The sequence below is a fragment of the Paenibacillus sp. J22P218 genome, from assembly GCF_056269195.1.
Genome location: NZ_JBWDNL010000001.1, coordinates 1,585,696 through 1,610,242 on the forward strand (window position 1 = coordinate 1,585,696; position 24,547 = coordinate 1,610,242).

Here is a 24,547-nt window from a genome sequence, read left to right on the forward strand (position 1 = left end):
GAAACGTTAGCCCTCGCCGCCAGAGACGGTGAAATCCGCTTCCGATTCAATTAAAACGGTTACGTATGGCATTTTATCTTTAATTCTCGTATAATACCATGGAGGAGGTGAACCGGATGTCCGAAGTAGTAGATCGTGTAAAACGTATCGTCATCGACCGCCTTGGCGTAGACGAAGCGGAAGTCACGCTGGAAGCTTCCTTTAAAGATGACCTCGGCGCTGACTCTCTTGATGTCGTTGAATTGGTCATGGAGCTGGAAGACGAGTTTGATATGGAGATCTCTGATGAAGATGCAGAGACAATCACAACGGTGGGAGAAGTTGTTAAATACATACAATCTCATACCTAAGAAGGACAAGTCCCGTTATAACAAACGGGACTTCTCTCCATCTTAACCGTTTTCAAACGACGCGTGATCACAAAGCCCGATGGCTTATTCCTAACAATTATACTTAGCGTTATAGCTTTTATATAAATATAAAGATGACGCAAGCTTGGTCATCCATATTGCTGTCCGTAGAGGTGAAGCGAATGAAACAACGAGTTGTAGTTACCGGTATGGGGGTTATGACCTCATTAGGTTCTGATTTGGAACAGTTTTGGGGCAATTTGCTTGAAGGTAAGTCGGGGGTTTCCGTTGTAGAAGCATTTGATTTCTCCGAATATCCGACGCGCATTGCCGCAGAGATCAAAAACTTTAATCCTGAAGATTACGGTTTAGATAAAAAAGAAGCGCGCAGAATGGACCGTTTCGTTCAGTTCGCGGCAGTAGCCAGCCAATTGGCGGTTAAAGACGCGGACTTGAAAATCGGAGAAGGCATCGACGCGGAACGCGTTGGCGTTATGATCGGATCCGGTATCGGCGGTCTTGGCACGTGGGAAGATCAACATAATATTTTGCTTGAGAAAGGCCCTAAGCGTGTCAGCCCGTTCTTCATTCCGATGATGATCGCGAACATGGCTTCCGGCCAAGTATCGATGCTGACGGGTGCAAAAGGTCCGAACAGCACGGCGGTTACCGCTTGTGCGACGGGCACGCATTCGATCGGCGATTCTTACAAGCTCATTCAACGCGGCGACGCTGACGTCATGATCTGCGGCGGCGCGGAAGCAACGATCCGTCCGACTGGGATGGCGGGATTCTGCTCGATGCGCGCGATGTCGGTTCGCAACGAAGAGCCGGAGAAGGCAAGCCGTCCGTTCGACGTCGATCGCGATGGTTTCGTAATGGGCGAGGGAGCAGGCGTATTGGTCATTGAATCGCTGGAGCATGCGCAAGCACGCGGCGCTAAGATCTATGCGGAGATTATCGGCTATGGCATGAGCGGCGACGCTCATCATATGACAGAGCCGGATCCGGATGGCGCGGCACGCTGCATGACCAAAGCGCTTAAGGATGCGGGTATTGAGCCTTCGGAGATCGATTACATCAACGCGCATGGCACATCGACGCCGGTAGGCGACCGTTCGGAGACGAAGGCGATCAAGAAGGCGCTGGGCGATCATGCCTACAAAGTAGCCGTAAGCTCGACGAAGTCGATGACAGGTCATTTGCTCGGTGCTGCCGGCGGCGTAGAGGCTGTCATCCTTGGACTTACCCTCAAGAACGGTATTATTGCGCCAACGATCAACTTGGAAAACCAAGATCCGGAGTGCGATCTGGATTATGTGCCTAATACGCCGCGCAAAGCGGATGTGAAGACGGCACTGTCGAATTCGTTCGGATTCGGCGGCCATAACGCAACGATCGTGATGAAAGTTTATGAAGCGTGATTCCTTTATGGAGCTGCAGCAGAGGCTGCAGCTCCATTTTAAACGTCCGCGGCTGCTGAAACAGGCTTTTACCCATACGTCATATGTGAACGAGCACAAGGGTGCACAGACGAAGGACAACGAGCGGCTGGAGTTTCTCGGCGACGCGGTGCTGCAGCTGTTGGTGTCGGAGTACTTGTTCATGACCTATCCGCAGCGGCCGGAAGGTGAGCTGACGAGAATGCGCGCATCGGTTGTATGCGAGCCTTCCTTAGCACAGTTCGCTGAACGACTGGAGCTTGGAGCGCATGTGCTGCTCGGTCGCGGAGAGGAACAGCTGGGCGGACGGCAGCGTCAAGCGCTGCTCGCCGATTTGTTCGAATCTTTCATTGGCGCGATTTTCCTCGATGCAGGAATTGAGCAGGTACGAAGCTTTTTGCAACAGCATATGTTCCCGTTCATTGATTCGAATGACTATGGTCTGCTTGTGAAGGATGCCAAGTCCAAGCTGCAGGAACGCTCGCAGCATCATGGACTGGGTCCGGTCGAGTATCGGATCGTAGAGGAACGCGGCCCTGCTCACGATCGGGAGTTTGTCGTGGAGGTATACCTCGGTGTCGAGCGATTCGGCATCGGCTCGGGCAGGACGAAGAAGGAAGCGGAGCAACGTGCGGCTGCTGAGGCATGGCGCAACTTATCGCAAGAGCAGCAAGCATAGAACCATAATGGAACACCCCTTGGAGGCCGCGTCTTCCGAGGGGTGTTCCGTTTTAGTTGGATTTTTTTCAACTAAAAGAGCCAGATGAGCTACTTTTGTCTGTATTTCATACAGTCTAATCGGTCCAAATCGTCTGTGAAGTGACTTTTGAGTGGAATTCATACAGCCAAAACTAGTATTTTAGCCCTCAATAACCTTTATCGACCCATTAGACTGTACAAAATCCAACCAAACTCTGAAATCTGCTCGTTTCTAGCCTTTTGATTGGATGAAATCCATGCTATAGGCTAGAAACACCCCTATATGACTAAGTTATATTGACGTTCCGTCTGCCAAAATGGTTAACGAATGCCTTTATTATGTGGTACAATGTAGGGTGAGGTGAAAGCCAAACCATGTTTCTGAAGAGGATTGAATTATCGGGTTTTAAATCATTTGCCGATCGTACGGAAATGGAATTTGTTACCGGCATTACGGCTGTTGTTGGGCCGAACGGCTCGGGCAAGAGCAATATTTCCGACGGTATCAGATGGGTGCTGGGCGAGCAGAGCGCGAAGAGCTTGCGCGGCGGCAAGATGGAAGACATTATATTCGCCGGAAGCGACGCCCGCAAAGCGGTCAACTACGGTGAGGTATCGCTGACGCTGGATAACGCGGATGGCGCGCTGCCGCTCGAATATAATGAAGTAACGGTCACCCGCCGGGTTCATCGAAGCGGCGACAGTGAGTACTTAATTAATAAGCAGCCATGCAGGCTGAAGGATATTACCGAGCTGTTCATGGATACGGGCATCGGGAAGGAAGCGTATTCGATTATCGGACAAGGCCGAATCGAGGAGATATTGAGTACGCGTTCCGAGGATCGCCGAGGTATTTTCGAAGAGGCTTCGGGTATCGTCAAATATAAATCCCGTAAGCGCGAGGCACAGAAGAAGCTGGATGAGACGGAGCAGAACCTGCTTCGGATTCACGATCTGGTCACCGAGCTTGAGGATCAGGTTGAACCTCTCCGGAAGCAGTCGGAGAAGGCCATCCACTTCAAGGCGCTTAAGGAACAGTTGAAAAACAAAGAAATCTCCATGTACGTACATAATATCGAGCAGATTCACGGTTCGTGGACGGAAGCGAGCGGCAAGCTCGAGAAGCTGACGAATGAGCAGATGCAGTTGTCGACGATCGTAAGCTCGCATGACGCTCACCTGGAGAAGGATCGCCATATGCTTCGCGAACTGGAGACGACGCTGGATCAGCTGCATGAATTAATGCTGCAAATCAGCGAGGATTTCGAGAAGTGTGAAGGCTACGGCGAAGTGCTTAAGGAACGTCTTCGTAACTTGGAGCAGAATAAGCGGCAGCTGGAGGAGTCGATTGCTTCGCAAGATGCGCGTATTGGCGCCTTGACGAAGGAAGAAGCCGAATTCCGAAGCAAAGCTGCGGCATTGGAGCTGGAGCTTGCCGATCTGCGCGCCAAGATGAAGGAAGAAGAGTTCCGGCTGCTCGGCGTCGCCGGCGGAGCGGCTCCCGATGCAGAGGAGACGCTTAAGAGCGAGCTGCTTGAGGTGCTTAGTTCGATGGCGCAGAGCCGCAACGAAATTCGTTACGCTGCGCAGCAGCAAGAGGCTTTGCAGCGCCGAATGGAAAGGATGAGCGAGGACGAGTCCAAATGGTCCGAGCAGCAGACCCGCGTAAGCGAGCGAAGAGAACAATTGCAGCAAGCGCTGCAAGGGACACTGGAGCAATTGGAGCAAGCGCGCAGTAAATCGATAGCGGAGTCGGAGCAATCGAAGTCGAATACGCAGACAATCGATGAAGTGACGATAGCCATTCGCAAGTGGGATCAGAAGCTGGACAGCCATATTTCGCGTCGCGATACGATGAAAGAAATGCAGGATGCGCTTGATGGCTTCATGCACGGCGTTAAGGAAGTGCTGAAGGCTGCACGCCGCAGTTCGGGCGGCATATCCGGCGTTCATGGAGCGGTCGCTGAGCTCGTGCGCGTACCGGAGCGGATCGAGACAGCTGTCGAGACAGCGCTCGGAGGAGCGCTCCAGCATGTCGTTATGGAGGATGAGAAGTCGGCTCGCGCGGCAATCAGCTTCTTGAAGCAAAGACAGCTCGGCAGAGCGACATTCCTGCCTCTCGATGTTATTCGCGGGCGGCAAGTGCCTGAGCATGATAAGCGGATCGCATCCGAAGTCGAAGGTTTCATTGGCGTCGCAGCCGATCTTGTAGGAAGCGACAAGAAGTACGAAGCAATCGTGAACAACTTGCTCGGCAACGTATTGCTCGCCGAGACGTTGGAGCAAGCGAATCGCATCGCGTCCAAGTGCCAATACCGCTACCGTGTCGTTACGCTGGACGGTGATATTGTGAACGCCGGCGGTTCGATGACAGGCGGCAGCTTGCAGAAGAAAGGCGCAAGCCTGCTTGGCAGACAGCGTCAGATCGAAGCGCTCGACCAAGAGATAGCGGATGCAAGAATTACGGTAGAACAATTGCGGGACAAGCTAAGCGACCTGCGCAAGGAACAGTCTATTCGCTCGCATAACATGGAAGAGCTGCGTGCAAAGGCTGAGCAATGCCGAATTGAAGAGCAGCAAATTCGCGCCGAGCTCCAGCAATTAAATAATGAAGCGAAGAACTTGGACGAGCAGCAGCAGCTGCATACGGCTGATCGCAGCACGAACAAGAATGAGCTGGAGACGCTGCAAGCGGCTGGGGCAGCTGCCGAGAAACGGTTAGAGCAGCTCGTAATAGATGAAGCAAGGCTGCAAGAAGCGATTCGTCTGGCAGAGGAGCGGCGCAAAGCGAGCGAGTTCGCGAAGGAGGAACTGCAAGGGCAGCTTACCGATATTAAAATCGCCGCAGCGAAGACTGATCAAGAGAAGCAATCATTCGATGATCAAGCGACGCGGGTGCGCGCGGACATTCAACGGGCGAAGCAAGAGCTTGCCAGCCTGCGCTCGTTGTCCGAGCAGCAGGATGAGGAGCTCACTCGTCATGGCGAGGAGTCGGTTCGCCAGATCGAGCAGCTTAATGCGCTGCGCATTAAGAAGCAGCAATGCGCGGAGCAGACGGATCTGAAGCGTGCCGAGCGCTCGCAGCGCTTCCAGGAAATCGAGGAAGGCGAAAGCGAGACGAAGGAGCAGCGCGCTCAGCTTAGAGCAGTCGAAGAGCAAATGCGGCAGACCGAAATCGCCGCTAATAGGCTCGACGTAGAGCTTGATAACCTGCTTCGCAAGCTAAGCGAAGAATACGAGCTTAGCTTTGAATTGGCGAAGGAGCAGTATCCTGTGCCGGAAGATGTGCTTGGCACGCAAACGGCAGTACGCGATCTGAAGCGTCAAATTACGGCACTCGGTGAAGTGAACCTTGGCGCGATCGATGAATACGAGCGCGTGAAGGAGCGCTTCGACTTCCTGTCGGAGCAGAAGGACGATCTTATTGAAGCGAAGACGACGCTGTATCAAGTTATTCGCGAGATGGACGACGAGATGTCGAAGCGATTCAAGACGACATTCGAAGCGATTCGCGGCCACTTCGTTGTTGTATTCGCGAAGCTGTTCGGCGGCGGCCGTGCGGATCTCGTCCTAGTCGAGCCGGATAAGGTGCTCGATACGGGTATCGACATCGTGGCTCAGCCGCCGGGCAAGAAGCTGCAAAACCTGCAGCTGTTGTCGGGCGGCGAGCGGGCGCTCACAGCGATTGCGCTGCTGTTCGCGATCCTGCAAGTGAAGCCGGTGCCGTTCTGCGTACTCGATGAAGTAGAAGCTGCGCTTGACGAAGCGAACGTCGCGCGTTTCGCCCAATATTTACGCGAATTCTCCGGGCTGACGCAATTCATCGTCGTCACGCACCGTAAAGGCACGATGGAGGAAGCTGACGTGCTATACGGGGTAACGATGGAAGAAGGCGGCGTGTCGAAGCTGGTATCCGTGCGTTTGGAAGAAGAAGAACCGGTTTCGGCGTAGAAACGTAGAAATAAAAAGAATGGCCCCTATGCTTAGGATGGAGGAAATAGAGAATGAGCTTTTTTAAGAAACTGAAGGAAAGTATCGCTACGAAGACAGAAGCGGTTACGAATATATTTAAGGAAGGTCTCACCAAGACGCGTACCGCCTTCGTCGAGAAGGTCGAAGAGCTTATTCTTCGCCGCAAAAAAATCGACGAGCAGTTCTACGAGGAGCTTGAAGAGATCCTGATCGGCGCTGACGTTGGCGTTAATACGGTTATGCAGCTTATCGACGAGCTGCGCGCAGAGGTGAAGAAACGCAAGATCGAGGATGCTGCCGACCTGCAGCCGATCCTCTCCGAGAAGCTGATCGGCTTGATGAAGGGCGACGACCAATCGGCGCTGCGAATGGCTTCCAGCGGAATTACCGTTATTCTGTTCGTAGGCGTTAACGGCGTCGGCAAGACGACGACGATCGGCAAGCTTGCGCATAAGTTCAAGAGCGAAGGCAAGAGCGTTCTGATGGCTGCCGGCGATACGTTCCGTGCCGGAGCGATCGAGCAGCTTGAAGTTTGGGGACAGCGCGTAGGCGTTGACGTCATTAAGCAGCAATCCGGCTCCGATCCCGCAGCCGTCATGTTCGATGCCGTTCAAGCGGCTAAGCAGCGCGGCGTCGACGTGTTGCTGTGCGATACGGCCGGACGTCTTCAGAACAAGACGAATCTGATGGAAGAGCTTAACAAAATATTCCGCGTTATCCAGCGCGAGCTGCCTGATGCGCCGCATGAAGTATTGCTCGTTCTCGACGCGACGACGGGACAGAACGCGCTTAGCCAAGCGAAGCTGTTCGGCGAGAAAAGCGGCGTAACCGGCCTCGTGCTGACGAAGCTTGACGGTACGGCAAAAGGCGGCATCGTCATCGCAATCCGCAACGAGCTGAATCTGCCGGTGAAGCTTGTCGGTCTCGGCGAGAAGATGGGCGACCTGCAGCAATTCGATTCCGAGCAGTTCGTGCATGCGCTGTTCGCCGGCTTAATTCAGCGCGAAGAAGAGGAAGCGCAGGCTGGTCAATAATTCATTTTGGTGACAAGTACAAAAGCTTGACAGCCGCCCATGGCGTCATGTATGATAAGAGACGTTGCAATGCTGTAAAGGTGAATGCCTTGACGGCTTGCCGATAGCGCAATAGTGAAGTTAGGAATCGGGAGGCGAAGGGGATGAAAGCAAATGAACCAGACGCCTTATCGAAGACTACCAGAGTTAATTTGCTATTCGACTTTTATGAGCAGCTTCTAACCGAGAAGCAGCAGACGTTTCTCAAATATTATTTTCACGACGACTTCTCACTGGGCGAGATCGCCGCGGAATTCGGCATTAGCCGTCAAGCCGTGTACGATAACGTGAAGCGAGCGGAGCAAGCGCTGGAAGGCTATGAAAGCAAGCTGAACCTGCTTGCGAAGCATGAAACGCTGCTGAAGCTAACCGAACAGCTGGAGAAGAGTGTAATGAGCTTAGTAATAGATGATACAGCAAGAGCCGCGCTAGTGAATGTGATTGATGCGTTCCGAGCGGCGGATAATCGACTAGAGAAGGAGGTGACGGTTCATGGCAGCATTTGAGAGCTTATCGAATAGGCTTCAGAATGTATTCAGCAAGCTGAGGGGTAAGGGGAAAGTAACCGAGGACGATCTGAACGAGGCGATGCGCGAAGTGCGGCTGGCGCTTCTGGAAGCGGACGTTAACTTCAAAGTCGTGAAGGACTTTATCGCCAAGGTGAAGGAAAAGGCTTTGGGCTTGGACGTATCCAAGAGCTTTACGCCCGGCATGGTCGTCATCGATATCGTAAATAAAGAGCTCACGGAATTAATGGGCGGTACGCAAAGCAAGCTTGCTAAGGCGAACAAGCCTCCGACCGTCATCATGATGGCCGGCTTGCAGGGCGCAGGTAAAACAACGACGTCCGGTAAGCTAGCGAAGCTGCTGCAGAAGGGCAATCACAAGCCGTTGCTCGTTGCGTGCGATATTTATCGCCCGGCGGCAATTAAGCAGCTTCAAGTGCTCGGCGAACAGATTAATGCGCCTGTATTCGCTCTTGGCGATCAGACATCGCCCGTTGAGATTGCTCGTCAGAGCTTGCAGTTCGCGAAGGAAAACAATAACGATTACGTCATTATCGATACGGCGGGCCGTCTGCATATTGACGAAGCGCTGATGGAAGAGCTTAAGAACATCCATCAGATCGTTAAGCCTGATGAGGTTCTGCTCGTAGTCGATGCAATGACAGGTCAAGACGCCGTTAACGTAGCCCAAAGCTTCCACGAGCAGCTCGAGCTTACGGGTGTTGTACTGACGAAGCTTGACGGCGATACTCGCGGCGGCGCGGCGCTATCGGTTAAGGCTGTAACAGGCTGTCCGATCAAGTTCGCCGCAATGGGCGAGAAGATCGATTCGCTTGAGCCGTTTCATCCGGAGCGGATGGCATCGCGTATTCTCGGCATGGGCGACATGCTGTCGTTGATCGAGAAGGCGCAAGCCGGAATCGACGCGGATCAAGCCAAAGAGATGGAACGCAAGATGCGCACGGCGGAATTCACGTTTGACGACTTCCTAGAGCAGATGGCTCAGGTGCGCAAGCTTGGCCCGCTCGATCAGATTATGGATATGCTGCCCGGCATGAACAAGATGAAGGGCGTTAAGGATATGAAGATCGACGAGAAGCAGATCGGCCGCGTCGAAGCGATTGTTCGCTCGATGACGAAGGAAGAGAAGCAGAAGCCTGAGCTGCTCAACCATAGCCGTCGCAAGCGCGTCGCAACGGGCAGCGGTACAACGATCGTTGAAGTTAACCGTTTAATTAAACAGTTCGACGATATGAAGAAAATGATGAAGCAGTTCTCGTCGATGATGGGACCGAAAGGGCCTAAAGGCGGCAAGAAAGGGCTCAAAGGCATGCTCGGCAAAAATATGAAGTTCCCGTTCTAATGCGGGTTGCATAGCAGAAATACGAACGTTTATTTTTCGAAGGAGGTGAATTCTAATGGCAGTACGTATTCGTTTGAAACGGATGGGCGCTCACAAAGCACCTTTCTACCGCGTTGTTGTATCGGACTCCCGTTCGCCGCGTGACGGACGTTTTATTGAAGAAATCGGTACTTACAATCCGGTTGCACAACCGGCTCAAGTTAAGATCGATGAAGAGAAAGCGTTGAAATGGCTGCAAACTGGTGCTCAGGCTTCTGACACGGTTCGCGACCTGCTTTCCAAAGCTGGTGTCATGAAAAAGTTCCACGAGCTTAAACTTCAAAAATAATGACGGTTGAACGGCGGAGGGCTTTGAGATGAAAGAATTAATTCTTGTCATAGCGAAGGCTTTGGTGGATCATCCGGAGGAAGTGCGTGTAAACGTGAAGGATGATGACCGCAATACGATTTACGAGCTTTCGGTTCACCCTGAGGATATCGGTAAAATTATCGGTAAACAAGGACGTATTGCGAAAGCGATGCGTACAGTTGTGACTTCAGCTTCCGTCAAATCGCAGAAGCGCGTCGTCGTCGATATCATGTCATAATACACGCATGCGAGGGTTAGGATGAACAGTCCTAACCCTTTTCCATTTTAGGGAGACATCATAGACGGCTTCCTTCCGCGGGCTCGACGTGGAACGAAGCCGTTTTTCATGTATAATACATATATACATATAGGCGAAAGGCTGGTCACAATGAACGGAAAATATTTAACGGTAGGAAAAGTCGTTAACACGCATGGCATTAAAGGCGAGGTCAAGGTGCTCTCGCAAACGGACTTCGCGGACGAGCGGTTCGCACCTGGCAGCAAGCTGCTGCTGCAGGATGAAGAAAAAGGCACTTCCCTTGAAGTGAAGATCATAAGCTCAAGAGCGCACAAAAACGTATATATTTTAAAACTGGCCGGTTTCGACGATATTAATATTGTGGAGAAGTACAAAGGCTGGGCGCTCAAAATATCGGAGGACCAGCAAGGCAAGCTGGATGAAGGCGAATATTATTACCACGAAATTATCGGCTGCCTGGTGAAGACGGATGAAGGTCAGGAGCTCGGCACGATTACTGAAATACTTAGCCCTGGAGCAAACGATGTGTGGGTCGTAGAACGCCCGAAGGGAGCAGGCAAGCCGATTCTTATTCCGGTTATTGATGACGTGCTGCTTCGAGTTAACGTTGCTGAGAAGATCGTTACGGTTAAGCTGATGGAAGGATTGATCTAAGGAATGAAGATTGATGTGCTGACGTTGTTCCCGGAAATGTTCGAAGGCGTGTTCGGTGCGAGCATACTGGGGAAAGCAAAGGATAAAGGCATTGTCTCTCTGCAGGCGATCAACTTCCGCGATTATTCGAACAATAAACACAATACCGTAGACGACTACCCTTATGGCGGAGGCGGCGGTATGGTGCTGAAGGCGGAACCGGTCTTTGCGGCAGTAGAGGATTTGAAGCTTGCTCCTAATGTGAAGCCTCGCGTCATCTTGATGTGTCCGCAGGGAGAAACCTTCACGCAGAAGAAAGCCGAGGAGCTTGCGGCCGAAGAGCATATCGTCCTTATCTGCGGCCACTACGAGGGCTATGACGAGCGTATACGCGAATATCTGGTCACGGACGAGCTCTCGATCGGCGATTACGTGCTGACAGGCGGAGAGATCCCGGCGATGACCGTCATCGACAGCGTTGTTCGGCTTCTTCCAGGAGTGCTTGGCAATGAAACGTCCGCGGTAACGGATTCATACAGCACCGGTTTATTAGAGTATCCGCATTATACGAGGCCAGCAGAGTTCCGAGGTTGGGGAGTGCCCGATATCCTGTTGTCAGGGCATCACGCCAACATTGTCGTATGGAGACGTCAACAATCGCTGCTGCGCACGTTGCGACGTCGTCCTGATCTGCTTGCGCACGCAGAGCTGTCGGACAAGGAGCGCAAGTTTCTTAAAGAGGCTGCCGCCCAAGAGGGAATCAAGTGGAAAGCATAAGAGGCGTTTGAAAAACAACAAGCTGCGTTCGGTAAATTGCAACCGATAGCAGCTTGTTGTTTTTTTTAGACAGTGATTTGATTATGGCGTATAAAAATCTTGGGTATAATAGATGTTATAGGTACTGTTAGAGTTGCCGAAGCCGACACCTGTTCCAAGCTTCTCCAGCTTGCTGTTCAGCAACGTCTCTCGGTGGCCGGAATCGGAATTCATCCAGCCGTAGTGGGCGTAAATGCTGTTGTTGTAACCTGCCGCTATATTTTCCGCTGCCAGCATATAGCGGACGCCATTTGCTTTCATGCGGTCGAATGGCGATTTGCCGTTAAGGTTCGTATGGGCGAAGAAATCTCTATTCCCCATATCGACGCTGTGTGAGCGGGCTGAAGCGGCGGCCAGCTTGTCCCATGTCAACAGCGAGATGCCGCGCTTTGCTCGTTCGGCGTTCGTGAGGTCAAAGCTTTGCTGCTCGAGCGCGGTTTGGAGCGCCTCGGAAGGTTTGGAAAAATTAGCGTTCATGCTTGCGGAGTCAACAAGCAGCATTCCGCTTATTTTGTTTCCATCCTTGCGGTCAATGAATAGGGTCGAGTGAATGCCTTCCGAAATGTATTCATAATAGTCGTCATGAGCGGAAGCGTTCCCGACCGGCCCTGTCTTCGACTTTGCTTCGGCTATCGTAATTCCCGGTACAATGCCAGTCTTGGCTTGCCAAACGGACTTAGAACCCGAGAATAGTGCTACAACGCGGTTGTTCTGCATGCCGATCATGAGATATTGTTTGTAGCTTTTGTCGGTATTGTAAATATGCCATGCGAAGTCGTAGCCGCTTGCTTCTTTTCTAGCGGGGTTGCCTAGCAATTGCGTGACTTTTTGGGCGTTATCGCCGATCGCTATGCCGCCTAGCGAGTAGCCGATCTGCGCAATTTTGGTGCTGGATAAAGAAGCGCTGTGCTCCTTAAGCTTGTAAAAGAAAGTCAGTGCTTCTGCTCGCGTAAGCAAGCCGTTCCCTTCGAAGCCGGCGACGGTAGCGGAAGTTCGCCCGTTGGAGATGCCTTCCTTCAATACCCATGCGACGGCGCTTGTTTCCGTAAAGGCTTTGCCTTCGACGGCCGTGGCGATGAGCAAGGCGGCTTGTCCGCGCCGAAAGGAATCGTTCGATGTGACATAAGTAACAGGCCAGCCTAGATTGCCTGCATAGTCATAATAAGGCGTATACCAGGCCTCGGACGATTGCGTTTGCGTCGGAAGCCCGTACGACCTCAGAAGCATCGATAGAAATTCGGGCTCGCTGATGGGCCTGTTCGGCTTGAACGAGCCGTCCGTATAACCCGATGCCAAATGCTCGTCTACCGCCCAGCTGATATAGGGTTGGGCCCAGTGACCGTTCGTATCGACGAACGGAACGCTTTCAGCAAAGGCAGGTTCCCCGGGAGCGTAGGCAGCGATCGAACTTGCGACGATCATGGCGACGCCCGCTTTGAGGAACGGTTTGGATTTCCATAATTGTTGGAGCATTTTGCACCTCTTTTCTGTCGTATTTTGTCAATATATTATACGTACAAGTATACATGATTGTGACCGTCGGAAAAACAAGTTGATATATTTTTTTAGGTATGATAAAATTTTTAATGTTGTTCGTATATCGGGCGGTCCGCTAGCAGTGATGAACCGATTCAATGGAATCCGGCGAGCTTCTATGAACGTCTATGGTGGAAGGAGTGAAATTTAAATGAATATCGTACAAGCAATTACACAAGAGCAATTGCGCAAAGATCTTCCAAACTTTCGTCCAGGCGACACTTTGAAAGTACATGTTAAAGTTATCGAGGGTACTCGTGAGCGTATTCAGTTGTTCGAAGGCGTTGTTATCAAACGTCGCGGTGGCGGAATTAGCGAAACTTTTACAGTGCGCAAAATTTCTTACGGTGTAGGCGTGGAAAGAACTTTCCCGCTGCACTCGCCAAAACTCGAAAAAATCGAAGTGGCTCGCCGTGGTAAAGTACGTCGTGCGAAACTGTACTACCTTCGCAGTCTGCGCGGTAAAGCTGCTAGAATTAAAGAGATTCGTTAAGATGAACAAACAAGGGGGGCTTGCGCAAACAAGCTCCTCTTCGTTTTTTTGCAGCTATACTTACTTAACAACGCTTAAGGAAAGAGGGCGGGACAGATGGACTTACAGAAGAACAATGGTGTTTCAGAGAATGATGACAGCAATGAAATGAAGCATACAGCTGGTGAGGATGGGCAGAACCCGCTCCCGGGGCGTGCTGTTACATATGGAACAGGATCGGTTAAGAAGGGCGGCGCTTATAAGGAAATCGTGGAATGGATTAAAGCGCTCGTCATTGCGGTAGTGCTTGTGTTTATTATACGGCAATTTTTGTTCTCGCCTTTTATTGTCGATGGTCCCTCGATGGAGCCTAACTTCGAGACGGGCGAGCGGCTAATTGTTAATAAAATATTGTATTCGATTCGTGAGCCTAAGTTTGGCGAGGTCGTTGTGTTCGACGTGCCTGATCAGCACCGCAAGTTCATTAAACGCGTAATCGGCGTCCCGGGCGATGTCATTCGTCTTGAAGGTGACGATCTATATATTAATGATAAAAAAATCGAAGAGCCGTATATTAAGGAAGCGATCGAAGAAGCTCATGCAAGAGGCGAATTGTATAACGAGCCTGGCATTAATACCGACTTCCCGAATAGCCAAGTCACAGAAGCAACGGTGCCAGAAAACACGATCTTCGCGCTAGGCGACAATCGCAGCAACAGTACGGACAGCCGGTTTATCGGCTTCGTAAGAGACGAAGAGATCGTAGGCCGTGCGGATATTATTTTCTGGCCGCTGAACAAGCTTGAGTTTATTAAACATTGGACGAAGTAACAGAAGTTTGATTGAGGTTTGAGGTGAAGGAATGACGATTCAATGGTTTCCCGGTCATATGACGCGGGCCAAGAGACAGATACAGGACAAGCTCAAATTAATCGACATCGCAATCGAGCTTCTCGATGCGCGTGTGCCGATCTCCAGTCGTAATCCGATGATCGACGATATTCTGAACAATAAGCCGCGTCTTATCGTGCTTAACAAATCAGATCTAGCCGATCCGAAAGCAACGGAAAGCTGGATGCAATATTTTGCCAATGAAGGTCATGAATGCGTAGCGGTCGATTCGTCGACTGGCACAAGAATTGGCGACATTCCCGTGAAGGCGAAGCAAATTCTTCATGAGAAGATCGCCCGCCAAATCGCGAAAGGCATGAACCCACGCGCGATTAGAGCGCTCATCGTCGGCATTCCGAATGTCGGCAAGTCGACACTCATTAATCGTCTCGCTGGCCGCAATATTGCGATAACGGGCGATCGTCCGGGTGTGACGAAGGGGCAGCAATGGATTCGCGTTGGCGGCGATATTGAGCTGCTCGACACGCCGGGCATTTTGTGGCCGAAATTCGAGGATGAGCTCGTTGGTTATCGACTTGCGATGACAGGAGCAATTAAAGAGCAAATATTGAACGTTGATGATATTGCGTTTTTCGCCGTTCGGGAGCTGGCTGACCGTTATTGGCCGACGATTAGCGAACGTTACGGACTGGACACGCCACCGAAGGATATTCAGGATTCGGATGAAATCGTACGAGTCATGGAAGATATCGGACGTCGCAGAGGCTGCTTGATTGGCGGCGGGCGAGTAGATTTGGAGAAAACGTCTGGCATTATTTTGCGCGATCTGCGAGCTGGCAAGCTTGGCCGGATTACGCTTGAAGCGCCGTATGATGATATGCCTGGAAGAAACGACTAGCCGGGGCTAGGGGGAAACAATATGATGCTGCAGTTTGAACGAGCTTTATGGAGCGACGGATACAAGACCATTGCAGGTGTTGACGAGGTGGGGCGAGGCTGCTTATTCGGCGATGTAGTCGCCGGCGCAGTTATTTTGCCTCCCGGTCTCATCATTGACGGTGTTGACGATTCTAAGAAGCTTTCCGAGAAGAAGCGCGATATGCTGTATGACATTATTTTGCGGCAATCTGTCGCTTGGTCCGTTGCACGCGTCGATGCGGAGACGATCGATCGAATCAATATTAAGCAAGCGGCAAGGCTGGCCATGAAGCTGGCGGTGGAATCGCTTGAGATGCCGGCTGATTATTTGCTAATCGATGCGGAGAAGGTGGACGTGCCGCTTCCGCAGCAATCGATTATTAAAGGCGATGCGACTAGCCAGTCCATTGCGGCAGCGTCTATCGTCGCAAAAGTAACGCGTGACAGACTTTGCCAGAGTGAGTGGGAGGAAGCTTATCCGGAATACGGAATTGCCATTCACAAAGGTTATGCAACGAAGCTCCACCGGGAGAGACTGCTTGAGTATGGCGCGAGTCCGCTCCATCGTCGAACGTTTCTCGGCAAGCTCTTTGCAGAGCAGCAGCAACTGCTTATATAACGCGACCCTTGTACATACTAACGCCTGTCTTCTTGTTCTTGGCAACTGCTGCCACTACAAGAGACAGGCGTTTTTGATTGGAAAACCTACACGGAAGAAGCTTGCCAGCCGATATATAAGGTACATGTGTTGCGAACGAGAAAATCGTAAGTCGTAAAGAGAATGCAAGGGAGGCGGATGCATAGATGAACATCGGCCAGATGATGAGAACCTATCTGGGGGAAGCCGCCGGCAATGATACGCGGGCGCTGGAGCTTAAGACAGGCCAAACGGTTCGCGGCGTCGTATTGCAAGTCATGGAGAATAACGAAGCGCTCGTACAAATAAACGGCGTGCAAGTTCGCGCTAAGTTAGAAATTCCGCTTCAGCAGGGGCAGACGGCACTGATGCAAGTCCAGCCGCAATCCTCAGGCGCGCTTATTGTGCTCAAGCAGGTAGAACCAAGCGCGCTCGGCATGCCGGATGAGAATTTCAAGGAATGGGCAAAAGCATTGGGGCTGCCGGAGACGAAATGGGCGCTGGCGCTCATTAAGGATCTTCGCCGGGAAGGTCTAGTGCTCACGAAGGAAGTGGCGCAAGCTTTCCAGCAGGCTGCTGCAGCAATGCCGGAGGGCGGCGATATTGAGCAGTGGATGAATGCGGCCGCCGCGGCGCATAAGCGCGGCCTGCCGATGACGGGAGCCGTCGTAGCGTCGTTACAGCAGGTCATGTTCGGGCAGGATGCGCATGAGTTGCTGGATACGCTCCAGAAGCAGATCTCAGCGATGACGATGACGCAAACGTTGCAAGGGCAGGATGGAGAGGCAACTGCTGAAGCGAAGACGCTGCCGCCAGCAGCAGCGCGCGTAGCTGCGCTGTTGGCTGAAGGAGCGGAGTTGTTGCGGGGCGCGATTGATGGCACTGCGACTGCCGACAGCGAGCCTCAAGCTGGCACTGCGGGAGCGAAGGCGGCTATGTCTTCGTTATCGTTAGCTGGCAAGCCAGATGGGCTTGCGCAAACGGCAACAACGGCAACGGGAACGGCATCTGCAACGGGAAGCGCGGTGGATGCGGCGGCTGTTCAAGGCAAGGGAGCAAACGAGGCTGGTAGCGTGCATGCTGAAAGTCGCCAAGCAGCTTCTGCTGGTGGCAAAGGCTCGCAGAATTGGATCGGCCAAATGATGAAATGGCTTGGAGTCGATCATGAGCTGCAGCTCGCCAAGGCTACGGCTGCGCCTGATGCTGCCGCAGCTCGTGCGGCTGCAACAGCTCAGCCAGTCGAGGAGCAGTCGCAAGCTGCGGTTGGTGCAAGCGTTAGTGAGAGTGCTGGCGAGGGAGATTCAGAGTCGACTGCTCGTCCAGTGGCTACGACTACTAGAGGAATTGAAGCAGAGCGTGGTATTAGCAGCGGCTTAGCGAAACCTCAGTTGCCGGAGAATGAGCAAGAAAACAGTGGACAGGCTCGAGTCAATCAAGGCATTGTGGAAGAGCAGCAGACGAAGCCGGCTGCCGCGGAAACACGACTCGCAGGAGGCATGGAACGTACAGCCGGTTTATTACAGCAAGCAAACGCTCTCGGTCTGGATGCAGCGAAACCGGACATTCAGCTTCAAGCGCAGCCGGCTCAGCAAACGCAAAGCGCGCAGCATGAATCGCTAAAGAGCGCGCTGCTCACACTCATCTCGGATAGTGACACGCCGCCAGCAATCAAGGAGACGGCGCAGCAGCTCGTTTCCCAAATTACGGGGCAGCAACTGCTGCTGACACCGGAGCGCAACAGCTCCATTCTTACGCATGTCACGATGTTTATTCCGCTGAACGGGCAAGACGGCAATCAGACCGCGTCGGTTCATATTCAGACCCGCCGCGGACGCAAAGGCGAACTCGATGCTGCCAATTGCCGATTGTTATTCAATTTGTCGATGAACAATCTTGGCGATACGTTAGTTGACGTGAATGTAGTGGACAAGATCGTCAGTCTGAATTTGTGGAACGATCACCCTGCTATTGGAGCGCTTGCGGAAGCTTCGCGCATGGAAGTGGCAGAACGACTGCAGGAGACCGGCTACCAACTGCTGTCGCTTCGTACAACGCCGTTGCCTAAGCCGGGAACGGAGACCGAACAGAAGCAGGATCAGGGCGCTGAGAAGGCGAAGAAACCGCTGACGCCGCCTGATCTGTCGCAGTTCTCGCAGGCGAGGTACAAAGGAGTCGATTTCAAAATATGACCGGAGATCAGCAAGGCAACCGTTCATCGGTTCCCTCCCGCAAGGCGGTAGCGCTAAAGTATGAGCCAGGCGAGCGGAATGCTCCCGTAATGATTGCCAAGGGCAAGGGACATATTGCCGATCAGATATTGGAGAAGGCGAAGGAGAATGGTATCCCTATTCAAGAGGATGCTTCGCTGGTAGAGGTGCTCTCTAAGTTGGATGTCGATCAAGAAATACCGGCCGAGCTGTACACGCTCGTCGCTGAAATATTAAGTTTCGTCTATCGCTCGGATCGCAAAGCGAGGGATTGGAATGACGACAAGTAGACTGCAGCTTGGAAAGTTAGGCGAGGATGCCGCTTGCAGCCTGCTTGAAGCGGCGGGCTATCGAATTATCGAGCGCAACTGGCGCTGCCGTATCGGAGAGATAGATACGATTGCCGAGCATTATGGCAGAACGGTGTTCGTTGAGGTACGTACGCGAAGGTCGGGAGCAGGTCGTTTCGGTACGGCCGCAGAATCGGTCGATATTCGCAAGCAAATGAAGGTCAGATCTACAGCTCTCGTCTATATGCGGAGCGCAGGCTTATTGGACAGTCCTGTTCGCTTCGATGTCATTGCCGTTTCGGTTAATAGCGACGGGAGCGTCGCGGAGTGCAAGCATATTGAAGGTGCATTCTGATAAATGCGTCGGAGAGAGTTGTCCTGGAAGTAATCGCACAGTTTGGTCCATCTCAATAGAAAGCAAAGACTCGCAACCATAGGCTGCGAGTCTTTTAACTAAACAAAATTGAAAGAAATACAGAGAAATTGCGAATGATTAATTTATTATCAGCCATTTCAACTTGTATAACGTGGATGATCATACGTTTTGCCTGTATTTCATACAGTCAAATTGGTCTAAATCGTCTGTTAAGCGACGCTTGAGTGGATATCATACAGTCAAAACCGGCAATTTAGCCTTCAACTGCCTGCCTCCGACCATTTGCCTGCACAAAATCCAATCAAACTCTAATGTCGTCTCGTTCTTAGCCTTTTGATTGTACAAAATCCAATCAAAATAGCGAATTTATGCGGTCGTTACAAAAAACTTGTCAACTGTAAGCAGTTACTTGCAACTGCTACACCGTATCCAATCTCCGATATTGAATCGCTTCAGCGACATGCTCCGCCTCTACTTCCTCGCTGCCCTCTACATCAGCGATTGTACGCGCCAGCTTAAGGAGCCGGTCATAGGCCCTCATGCTGATACCGAACAGCTGGAAAGCATGGTCGAGCAGCGATAACGCTGCCGGCTTAAGCAAAGCATGCTTGCGGAGCCCAGAGCTTGTCAGCTCACTGTTCCACACGGTCCCAAGTGAGCGTGTTCGCTGCTGTTGGCGCACCCTCGCCTCCTGAACAATTCGCCGCATATCGGCAGAAGTTAAGCCCAGCTCAGCTCCTTTTCCTTGCTCCATCATGATAGGCCTAGGCACTTCAAGCTGCAGATCGATACGGTCAAGAAGCGGGCCGGATAGCTTGGAGCGGTAGCGGCTAATCGCCGTCGAATTGCATGTGCAGCGTTTCTCGCCATATTCATGGCCATAATAGCCGCAAGGGCAAGGGTTGAAGGAGGCGGCTAGCATGAGATTGGCGGGAAACTGGAAAACGGCCTTCGATCTTGCGATCGTGACGACCCGATCTTCCAAAGGCTGCCTCATCATCTCAAGCACCTGCCGCGGAAATTCAGGTAATTCATCTAGGAATAAGACTCCGCGATGGGCTAACGTAATTTCCCCGGGCTTCGGAATGGTGCCGCCGCCAATTAGACCGCCGGAAGAAATCGTATGATGCGGAGCTCTGAATGGTGGATGCGTAATTAACCCCTGGGGTGCCTCTGACAGCTTGCCGGCTACGCTGTATATCTTCGTTACCTCAAGCGCTTCTTGCTCGCTCAACGGCGGCAATATGCCTGGCAAACGACGGATCATCATTGTTTTGCCCGTTCCCGGCGGTCCGCTTAGCAAAATATTGTGTTTTCCGGCGGCAGCGATTAACATAGCCCGCTTCGCTTGATGCTGGCCGATAACGTCGCTAAAGTCGAAGGCATCATCTTCATCCGATAAAGCAGCATGGCCTGCCTTGCCGCGAGTGCCTGCATTCTTAGCCGATGGGTCGAATCGCAGCCGATTCCAATCCTGTTCGCCGCTTGCCTTCTCGCCCTGCAATTGCTTGAGATGCGTGAGGGCGAACAGTTCCATGCCGGATATCCATGCTGCTTCGGCAGCGTTGGCGAGGGGGAGGACGATTCTCGTAATACCGCTGCTCTTTGCCTGTTCGATCATTGCAAGCACTCCCGATACGGGTTTGACGCCTCCATTAAGTGATAGCTCGCCGATGAGAAGCGTACGCTCGAACGGTTGAGCGCCGATCTGCGCGCTGGCCGTTAATATGCCAACAGCGATCGCAAGATCGAACGCGGTGCCTTCCTTGCGAAGATCGGCTGGCGCTAAATTTACCGTTATGCGATCCATTGGAAAGCTGAAGCCGCTGTTCTTAATCGCAGCCCGAACACGTTCCACTGATTCGCGAACAGCGGGGTCGGGGAGTCCGACTACATTGACCTGGGGCAAGCCGCTCGATATGTCGACTTCAACCGAAATGCTTCTGCCGTCAACTCCGTAAACGCTTGCGCTTTGTACCAAACTGAACATAAAAAAATAGCACCTCCAAGTATTGAATGAAGGTGCTTCCTAACCATTCCGTTTCCATTTTTTAGATTATGGGACTATCATAGATCATGCCTTTCCCTACTGTCAATCCTATAACATTTGTCGCGTAATAAATGAGGTTTAAGGATATACTATTTGGCGTAGTTTGCCTGGCTCCTGCGGTTTAATCTCAAAAAGAGATTAAACCCATATCAAAAAAGCCGTATTAATTATGCGTGAAAATAAGGTAACAAGCATGGAAAGGTGCTACAATAATAAAGGTTTGTGTACATATGACTGATTTCAGTCTGTGAAATGGAGGATTTCAACAATGAATATCCATGAGTATCAAGGGAAAGCGGTCCTTAAACAGTATGGTGTAGTCGTACCTGAAGGTAAAGTTGCCTTCACGGTTGATGAAGCTGTAGAAGCGGCCAAAGAGCTCGGAACTTCCGTAGTTGTCGTGAAAGCACAAATTCATGCTGGCGGACGCGGTAAAGCGGGCGGCGTTAAAGTAGCAAAAAACTTGGATGAAGTGCGTGCATACGCTAGCGAAATTCTTGGCAAAGTGCTCGTAACGCATCAAACTGGCCCAGAGGGCAAAGAAGTCAAACGTCTTCTCATCGAGCAAGGCTGCGACATTAAGAAAGAATATTATATCGGCGTCGTTCTCGACCGTGGTACAGGCCGCGTCGTTATAATGGCTTCGGAAGAAGGCGGCACGGAAATCGAAGAAGTTGCCGAGCATTCCCCGGAGAAAATTTTCAAAGAGGTTGTCGATCCGGCTGTTGGCCTTCAGGCATTCCAAGCGCGCAAGCTGGCTTATGCAATCAATATTCCAGGCGAGCTGGTTAATAAAGCAGTTAAGTTCATGATCTCTCTCTACACGGCATTCGTTGAGAAGGACGCTTCCATCGCGGAGATCAACCCTCTTGTTGTTACTGGCGACGGACAAGTTATCGCTCTTGACGCGAAGCTGAACTTCGATTCCAACGCGCTGTATCGCCACAAAGATATCGTAGCGCTTCGCGACCTCGAAGAGGAAGATGCGAAAGAAATCGAAGCTTCTAAATACGATCTCAGCTACATCGCCCTAGACGGCAACATTGGCTGCTTGGTTAACGGCGCAGGCCTTGCAATGGCAACGATGGATATTATCAAATACTTCGGCGGCGACCCGGCCAACTTCCTCGACGTAGGGGGCGGTGCAACTGCAGAGAAGGTTACCGAAGCTTTCAAAATTATTTTGTCCGACGAAAAAGTAAAAGGGATCTTCGTTAACATTTTCGGCGGCATTATGCGTTGCGACGTTATTGCTAACGGCGTTGTCGAAGCGGCTAAACAAGTTGGTCTTGATAAACCGCTCGTCGTTCGTCTGGAAGGTACAAACGTAGACCTCGGAAAAGCTATTTTGAAACAATCGGGATTGAACATTGTCGCTGCTGACTCCATGTCGGACGGCGCTCAAAAAATTGTCGCTCTCGTGAAATAAATAGCTTGACTTGCGGCATGCCCGCATACGAATTCATTCAGGGGATGTGAGTTAAGAGTGAGCATTTTGGTCAATAAAGACACAAAAGTCATTACTCAAGGTATTACAGGCGCAACCGGCTTATTCCATGCAAAAGGCGCTTTAGAATACGGTACGCAAATGGTTGGCGGCGTTACTCCGGGCAAAGGCGGCACGAACGTTGACATCACGCTTGACAACGGAAATGTTGTATCGCTTCCGGTATTCAACACGGTTGCTCAAGCTGTCAAAGCTACGGGCGCTAACGCTTCGGTTATCTATGTACCGCCGGCATTCGCTGCTGACGCAATCATGGAAGCCGTAGACGCTGAGCTTGACCTTGTCATCTGTATTACAGAAGGCATTCCGGTACTTGATATGGTTAAAGTAAAACGTTATATGGACGGCAGCAAAACGGTTCTTATCGGACCGAACTGCCCAGGCGTTATTACACCAGGCGAGTGCAAAATCGGCATTATGCCGGGTTACATCCATACAAAAGGCCACGTAGGCGTCATTTCCCGTTCGGGTACGTTGACGTACGAAGCGGTTCACCAGCTTACAACTCGCGGTATCGGTCAATCGTCCGCGGTTGGTATTGGCGGCGACCCTGTTAAAGGATCCGAGTTCATCGACATCCTTAACCGTTTCAACGAAGACCCTGACACTTATGCGGTAATCATGATCGGCGAGATCGGCGGTACAGCAGAGGAAGAAGCTGCTGAGTGGATCAAAGCGAACATGAAGAAACCGGTAGTCGGCTTCATCGGCGGCGCAACAGCGCCTCCGGGCAAACGGATGGGCCATGCAGGCGCTATCATTTCCGGCGGCAAAGGTACTGCAGCAGAGAAGATCGCTACGCTTGAAGCATGCGGCATCAAAGTTGCTCCGACACCTACGGATATGGGCTCCACGCTCGTAAGCGTGCTGAAAGAGCAAGGCTTGCTTGATAAATGCACGACTCACCAAGCACAAATCTAATACGCAAGTTATGAAGGTAAGCAACCTTTCGACGACCCGTTAACGGGAGTTGGAGGGTTGCTTTTTTTTGTTCATTTTCATTTGGATTTTCAAAATTTAATCGGTCGACTTGCATTCTTTATCCATGTAACGCACAATAGATAAGAATGTATGCCGTCCGGAACTATGAGAGGGATGGGCGTATGAATAGCAATAATGAACTGAAAAGAAGCATGGTTGTCGCATTCTATGAAATACCGGGCATTGGCTGGCATTCCATTACGAAGGCGCTTGAGCATCAATTATGGCTTACGCCAATATGGACATTTGAGCTGTTGACCGGCATTGGCTTGAAAAAGGATCAGGCACAATCGGTCATGAACCGATTCGCTGCGGGGAGATGGGATCTCGCTGACAAGTCGGCTCCAACTGCCGAAAGAGCAGGGGCGGTTACGTTAACGCCGTTCGATAAGGAATATCCATATCGTTTAAGACAGATCGATCAGCCCCCTTGGGTGCTGTACGCGAAAGGCAATATCGAACTGTTGCACGCGCCAAGCGTTGCTATTGTCGGTACGAGAGTGCCAACCGCCTATGGCAGACATAGTGCAAGAGAACTGTCGAAGGAGCTCTCCGATCTTGGTTTAACCATTGTTAGCGGACTTGCCAAAGGAATCGATAGTGTTGCGCATGAAGCGGCGCTAGACGGTGCTGGCGGAACGATAGCGGTGTTGCCAACGCCGATTGATACCTGTTATCCTTCGGAAAATGCTTCATTATTTCGTGCGATAGCTGAGAAAGGCTTGCTTTTATCCGAAACGCCGATTGGCACGAAGCTTCATCCGGGACAATTTCCCCAGCGCAATCGGATCATTGCCGGTTTATCGGTAGGCACGGTTGTTGTGGAGGGAGCCAAACGAAGCGGGTCGCTCATAACGGCGCAATACGCGCTCGACATGTCGAGAGAACTGTTCGCCATCCCGGGACAAATCTCTTCGCCGAAGAGCGATGGTCCCAACGAACTTATCAAGAAAGGCACAGCAAAGCTCATCTCTTGCGCAAATGATATCATTGAAGAGCTGAGGTGGCTGCCAGCCGCTATTGAGAATAGGTTCAAAAGCAAGACAACTGCTGGGAGTGCGAGTGAAGACTCGGCCTTAAGTTTAACAGCAGAAGAGCGGCAAATCGTCCGTTTTTTGCAAGATCAGCCATTGTCCATTAATGAATTACACGAGCTGTCCGCCATTCCGTTTGGACATTTGAACGCACTTCTGATAAATTTATGTATAAAACGGAAAATCGAGCTTCAGCCCGGATCCATATATATCCCATTGTAACTA

General features: G+C 51.6%; 23 protein-coding genes. 21 read left to right on the forward strand and 2 right to left on the reverse strand.

Annotation, left to right across the window (positions count from 1 at the left end):
• The first annotated feature begins 116 nt into the window (after positions 1-116).
• From AC0YN0_RS06605 to trmD, 11 genes are all read left to right on the forward strand, one after another.
• Complete coding sequence (locus AC0YN0_RS06605; RefSeq protein WP_053375686.1) at positions 117-350, forward strand: acyl carrier protein; 234 nt, start codon at positions 117-119, stop codon at positions 348-350.
• A gap of 182 nt (positions 351-532) precedes the next feature.
• Positions 533-1,774 carry a beta-ketoacyl-ACP synthase II gene (fabF, locus tag AC0YN0_RS06610; protein WP_475820520.1) on the forward strand — a complete coding sequence of 414 codons (1,242 nt, stop codon included), beginning with the start codon at positions 533-535 and terminating at the stop codon, positions 1,772-1,774.
• On the forward strand, positions 1,764-2,471 hold the full coding sequence (gene rnc, locus AC0YN0_RS06615; RefSeq protein WP_442052359.1) for a ribonuclease III: 708 nt from the start codon (positions 1,764-1,766) through the stop codon (positions 2,469-2,471). The genes fabF and rnc overlap by 11 nt, the downstream gene beginning before the upstream one ends.
• Positions 2,472-2,866: 395 nt before the next feature.
• Complete coding sequence (gene smc, locus AC0YN0_RS06620; protein WP_475820521.1) at positions 2,867-6,442, forward strand: chromosome segregation protein SMC; 3,576 nt, start codon at positions 2,867-2,869, stop codon at positions 6,440-6,442.
• Between the two features lie 53 nt (positions 6,443-6,495).
• Positions 6,496-7,497 (forward strand): signal recognition particle-docking protein FtsY, encoded by a 1,002-nt coding sequence (ftsY, locus tag AC0YN0_RS06625; RefSeq protein WP_337098820.1) that lies wholly within the window; start codon positions 6,496-6,498, stop codon positions 7,495-7,497.
• A 143-nt stretch (positions 7,498-7,640) separates the two neighbouring features.
• On the forward strand, positions 7,641-8,042 hold the full coding sequence (locus tag AC0YN0_RS06630) for a putative DNA-binding protein (protein ID WP_475820522.1): 402 nt from the start codon (positions 7,641-7,643) through the stop codon (positions 8,040-8,042).
• Positions 8,029-9,405, forward strand: coding sequence for a signal recognition particle protein (gene ffh, locus AC0YN0_RS06635; RefSeq protein ID WP_337098822.1), 1,377 nt, complete (start codon positions 8,029-8,031; stop codon positions 9,403-9,405). The genes AC0YN0_RS06630 and ffh overlap by 14 nt, the downstream gene beginning before the upstream one ends.
• A gap of 55 nt (positions 9,406-9,460) precedes the next feature.
• Positions 9,461-9,733, forward strand: a complete 273-nt coding sequence (gene rpsP / locus AC0YN0_RS06640) for a 30S ribosomal protein S16 (RefSeq protein WP_337098823.1) — start codon at positions 9,461-9,463, stop codon at positions 9,731-9,733.
• Positions 9,734-9,761: 28 nt separating this feature from the next.
• Entirely contained in the window at positions 9,762-9,992 is a 231-nt protein-coding gene (locus AC0YN0_RS06645; protein WP_307204001.1) for a KH domain-containing protein, read from the forward strand.
• Positions 9,993-10,142: 150 nt separating this feature from the next.
• A complete protein-coding gene (gene rimM, locus AC0YN0_RS06650; protein ID WP_475820523.1) occupies positions 10,143-10,667 on the forward strand; it encodes a ribosome maturation factor RimM in 525 nt (174 codons plus the stop codon).
• Positions 10,668-10,670: 3 nt separating this feature from the next.
• Positions 10,671-11,423: a tRNA (guanosine(37)-N1)-methyltransferase TrmD gene (trmD, locus tag AC0YN0_RS06655; RefSeq protein ID WP_475820524.1), complete on the forward strand. Its 753-nt coding sequence runs from the start codon at positions 10,671-10,673 to the stop codon at positions 11,421-11,423.
• Positions 11,424-11,504: 81 nt separating this feature from the next.
• Here trmD and AC0YN0_RS06660 read toward each other — a convergent pair whose 3' ends face one another.
• On the reverse strand, positions 11,505-12,935 hold the full coding sequence (locus tag AC0YN0_RS06660) for a CAP-associated domain-containing protein (RefSeq protein WP_475820525.1): 1,431 nt from the start codon (positions 12,933-12,935) through the stop codon (positions 11,505-11,507).
• A 214-nt stretch (positions 12,936-13,149) separates the two neighbouring features.
• Here AC0YN0_RS06660 and rplS point away from each other — a divergent pair, with 214 nt between their 5' ends.
• The 7 genes from rplS (at position 13,150) to AC0YN0_RS06695 (ending at position 18,729) form a co-directional block, all read left to right on the forward strand.
• Entirely contained in the window at positions 13,150-13,491 is a 342-nt protein-coding gene (gene rplS / locus AC0YN0_RS06665) for a 50S ribosomal protein L19 (protein WP_307204005.1), read from the forward strand.
• 96 nt (positions 13,492-13,587) lie between these two features.
• On the forward strand, positions 13,588-14,301 hold the full coding sequence (gene lepB, locus AC0YN0_RS06670; RefSeq protein ID WP_442052353.1) for a signal peptidase I: 714 nt from the start codon (positions 13,588-13,590) through the stop codon (positions 14,299-14,301).
• Positions 14,302-14,332: 31 nt separating this feature from the next.
• Positions 14,333-15,220, forward strand: coding sequence for a ribosome biogenesis GTPase YlqF (ylqF, locus tag AC0YN0_RS06675; protein WP_475820526.1), 888 nt, complete (start codon positions 14,333-14,335; stop codon positions 15,218-15,220).
• 24 nt (positions 15,221-15,244) lie between these two features.
• Positions 15,245-15,859, forward strand: a complete 615-nt coding sequence (locus tag AC0YN0_RS06680; RefSeq protein ID WP_475820914.1) for a ribonuclease HII — start codon at positions 15,245-15,247, stop codon at positions 15,857-15,859.
• Between the two features lie 185 nt (positions 15,860-16,044).
• Positions 16,045-18,066 carry a hypothetical protein gene (locus tag AC0YN0_RS06685; protein WP_475820527.1) on the forward strand — a complete coding sequence of 674 codons (2,022 nt, stop codon included), beginning with the start codon at positions 16,045-16,047 and terminating at the stop codon, positions 18,064-18,066.
• On the forward strand, positions 18,063-18,374 hold the full coding sequence (locus AC0YN0_RS06690; protein WP_475820528.1) for an EscU/YscU/HrcU family type III secretion system export apparatus switch protein: 312 nt from the start codon (positions 18,063-18,065) through the stop codon (positions 18,372-18,374). The genes AC0YN0_RS06685 and AC0YN0_RS06690 overlap by 4 nt, the downstream gene beginning before the upstream one ends.
• The gene (locus AC0YN0_RS06695) at positions 18,361-18,729 is read left to right on the forward strand and encodes a YraN family protein (protein WP_475820529.1); all 369 of its coding nucleotides are present in this window, start codon (positions 18,361-18,363) and stop codon (positions 18,727-18,729) included. The genes AC0YN0_RS06690 and AC0YN0_RS06695 overlap by 14 nt, the downstream gene beginning before the upstream one ends.
• A gap of 439 nt (positions 18,730-19,168) precedes the next feature.
• Here AC0YN0_RS06695 and AC0YN0_RS06700 read toward each other — a convergent pair whose 3' ends face one another.
• Positions 19,169-20,740, reverse strand: a complete 1,572-nt coding sequence (locus AC0YN0_RS06700) for a YifB family Mg chelatase-like AAA ATPase (RefSeq protein ID WP_475820530.1) — start codon at positions 20,738-20,740, stop codon at positions 19,169-19,171.
• 328 nt (positions 20,741-21,068) lie between these two features.
• Between AC0YN0_RS06700 and sucC the strand changes: the two genes are divergently transcribed.
• The 3 genes from sucC (at position 21,069) to dprA (ending at position 24,544) form a co-directional block, all read left to right on the forward strand.
• Positions 21,069-22,229 carry an ADP-forming succinate--CoA ligase subunit beta gene (gene sucC / locus AC0YN0_RS06705; protein ID WP_475820531.1) on the forward strand — a complete coding sequence of 387 codons (1,161 nt, stop codon included), beginning with the start codon at positions 21,069-21,071 and terminating at the stop codon, positions 22,227-22,229.
• Positions 22,230-22,286: 57 nt separating this feature from the next.
• Positions 22,287-23,228, forward strand: a complete 942-nt coding sequence (gene sucD, locus AC0YN0_RS06710) for a succinate--CoA ligase subunit alpha (protein WP_475820532.1) — start codon at positions 22,287-22,289, stop codon at positions 23,226-23,228.
• 182 nt (positions 23,229-23,410) lie between these two features.
• Positions 23,411-24,544, forward strand: coding sequence for a DNA-processing protein DprA (gene dprA, locus AC0YN0_RS06715; protein ID WP_475820533.1), 1,134 nt, complete (start codon positions 23,411-23,413; stop codon positions 24,542-24,544).
• Positions 24,545-24,547: the final 3 nt, after the last annotated feature.